4 protein-coding genes are annotated in these 2,322 nt (G+C 35.3%); 2 read left to right on the forward strand and 2 right to left on the reverse strand.

Annotation, left to right across the window (positions count from 1 at the left end; all coding sequences use genetic code 11):
- Positions 1 to 65: 65 nt before the first annotated feature.
- Complete coding sequence (locus EFD62_RS17215; protein ID WP_128706587.1) at positions 66 to 545, reverse strand: HRDC domain-containing protein; 480 nt, start codon at positions 543 to 545, stop codon at positions 66 to 68.
- Positions 546 to 658: 113 nt separating this feature from the next.
- Positions 659 to 847, reverse strand: a complete 189-nt coding sequence (locus EFD62_RS17220; protein ID WP_128706588.1) for a SymE family type I addiction module toxin — start codon at positions 845 to 847, stop codon at positions 659 to 661.
- Between the two features lie 547 nt (positions 848 to 1,394).
- On the opposite strand from EFD62_RS17220, the gene EFD62_RS17225 reads away from it, so the two are divergent.
- Both EFD62_RS17225 and EFD62_RS17230 read left to right on the forward strand, forming a co-directional pair.
- Positions 1,395 to 1,664: a SymE family type I addiction module toxin gene (locus tag EFD62_RS17225; RefSeq protein ID WP_069193090.1), complete on the forward strand. Its 270-nt coding sequence runs from the start codon at positions 1,395 to 1,397 to the stop codon at positions 1,662 to 1,664.
- Positions 1,665 to 1,777: 113 nt separating this feature from the next.
- Positions 1,778 to 2,257, forward strand: coding sequence for an HRDC domain-containing protein (locus EFD62_RS17230; RefSeq protein ID WP_069193089.1), 480 nt, complete (start codon positions 1,778 to 1,780; stop codon positions 2,255 to 2,257).
- The last annotated feature ends 65 nt before the right edge of the window (positions 2,258 to 2,322 follow it).

A 2,322-nucleotide genomic window follows, 5' to 3' on the forward strand; every position in this document is an offset into this window, starting at 1 on the left:
TGTATAGCGTATTTTCACATTTTCACCCCCAATCGAAAAAAATAAAATATCTATATAAAAGGGTATCAAGCCGATTCGGCAAGATAACCCCTGATAGCTTCAATAAACCTGCTTCCATACTTTTCTAGCTTGGCATGACCAACACCGGAAACATTCTTCATGGCTTCCAAATCAACTGGTAACTTTGAAACCATATCTTTTAAACTGGTATCATGGAAAATGATATAAGGTGGTAACTTTTCCTCTTTGGCTATTTCTCTTCTAAGTGCAACAAGCCTTTGAAACAATAAATCAGGTGAAATGTCCAAAACCTCTTGAAGTGCTTCACTCAATGGCTCTGCTTGCTCTACTTCCTGTAAATCATCTGTAACCTTATCAACAAATACCTTTTCTTCAAATGGTAAAACCTCAATGGAAACATTGCCAGAATCTTCAATAACAGCAACTTTTCCAGTAGCCGAAATATCCGACAACTCAATTGAAAATCCCGAAATATTCAAATGTAAACTTCCTGATGCACCCTTTGAATCAATAACCAACTTCATAAAATCAACCTCCAACCTTATAAATCAATCCTTACTTTTGAATAAACCAATCAGCCAAAAAGTGAAACGGAAGTAATGGGCATAATACCCATACTTCCTGCAATATCTACGCTTCAAACCGCTTCACCTTCTTCTATATCTTCCATAGGAGTAATAACAATACGTCCTTTTTCAACTTCAATCTTGATATTCATACCTACATGAAACCCCATACGCTCCAAATAAGCACCCTGCAACTTAATCTGTGGAGTATCGGCAGTATCAAGCCATGGGGTATGTACATCTGAAAATCTCGTAACCATAAATAACACCTTCCTATAATCAAATAATGCTGTCTCGTGGAACTGAACCGCTCCATAAGCACAAGGCAAAATACCGCCATTTCCTGAGCCTGTCAAGAATTTTTTATTTTTTTATCAGGATAAATTTTTATTTGCTACGACTCCAGAACCAGATAAATTATTTCAGTAAAATATTTCCACGCCATGGTTTTGTATAGTGACATTCCACAAAAATAATGAATTTTGTTTTTGACTTCGAAGATTTTTCTTTTCTTTTTAGAAAACCAAAATATAAAAAGCTCTGCCATGCTGGATAAAAAAGAAGAACGGCTTTTGAGAATTTCAGCTTTTTATACAGCAAAACAGCTTTTTATACTTTGGTTTGGCTTCGTAGCAAAGAAAAAATTCTTAAGAGGAAAAACAAAATTCATTATTTTTGTGTGGGCATCACTATACAAAATCATGGTGTGGAAATATTTTACTGAAATAATTTATCTGGTTCTGGATGGCATAGCAAATAAAAATTTATCCTGATAAAAAAATAAAAAATTCTTGACAGGCTCAGGAAATGGCGGTAAATTCTGCCCTGGCTTATGGAGCGGTTCAGTTCCACGAGACAGCATTATTTGATTATAGGAAGGTGTTATTTATGGTTACGAGATTTTCAGATGTACATACCCCATGGCTTGATACTGCCGATACTCCACAGATTAAGTTGCAGGGTGCTTATTTGGAGCGTATGGGGTTTCATGTAGGTATGAATATCAAGATTGAAGTTGAAAAAGGACGTATTGTTATTACTCCTATGGAAGATATAGAAGAAGGTGAAGCAGTTTGAAGCGTAGATATTGCAGGAAGTATGGGTATTATGCCCATTACTTCCGTTTCACTTTTTGGCTGATTGGTTTATTTAAAAGTAAGGATTGATTTATAAGGTTGGAGGTTGATTTTATGAAGTTGGTTATTGATTCAAAAGGTGCATCAGGAAGTTTACATTTGAATATTTCGGGATTTTCAATTGAGTTGTCGGATGTTTCTTCTACTGGAAAAGTTGCTGTTATTGAAGATTCCGGCAATGTTTCCATTAAGGTTTTACCAGTTGAAGAAAAGTTATTTGTTGATAAGGTTACAGATAATTTACAGGAAGTTGAGAAAACAGAGCCATTGAGTGAAGCAGTTCCAGAGTTTTTGGACATTTCACCTGATTTACTGTTTCAAAAGCTTGTTGCACTTAGAAGAGAAATAGCCAAAGCGGAAAAGTTACCACCTTATATTATTTTCCATGATACCAGTTTAAAAGATATGGTTTCAAAGTTACCAGTTGATTTGGAAGCAATGAAAAATGTTTCTGGTGTTGGTCATGCCAAGTTAGAAAAGTATGGAAGCAGGTTTATTGAAGCTATCAGGGGTTATCTTGCCGAATCGGCTTGATACCCTTTTATATAGATATTTTATTTTTTTCGATTGGGGGTGAAAATGTGAAAATACGCTATACA

Source organism: Acetivibrio mesophilus, assembly GCF_004102745.1.
Lineage (GTDB): Bacteria > Bacillota > Clostridia > Acetivibrionales > Acetivibrionaceae > Hungateiclostridium > Hungateiclostridium mesophilum.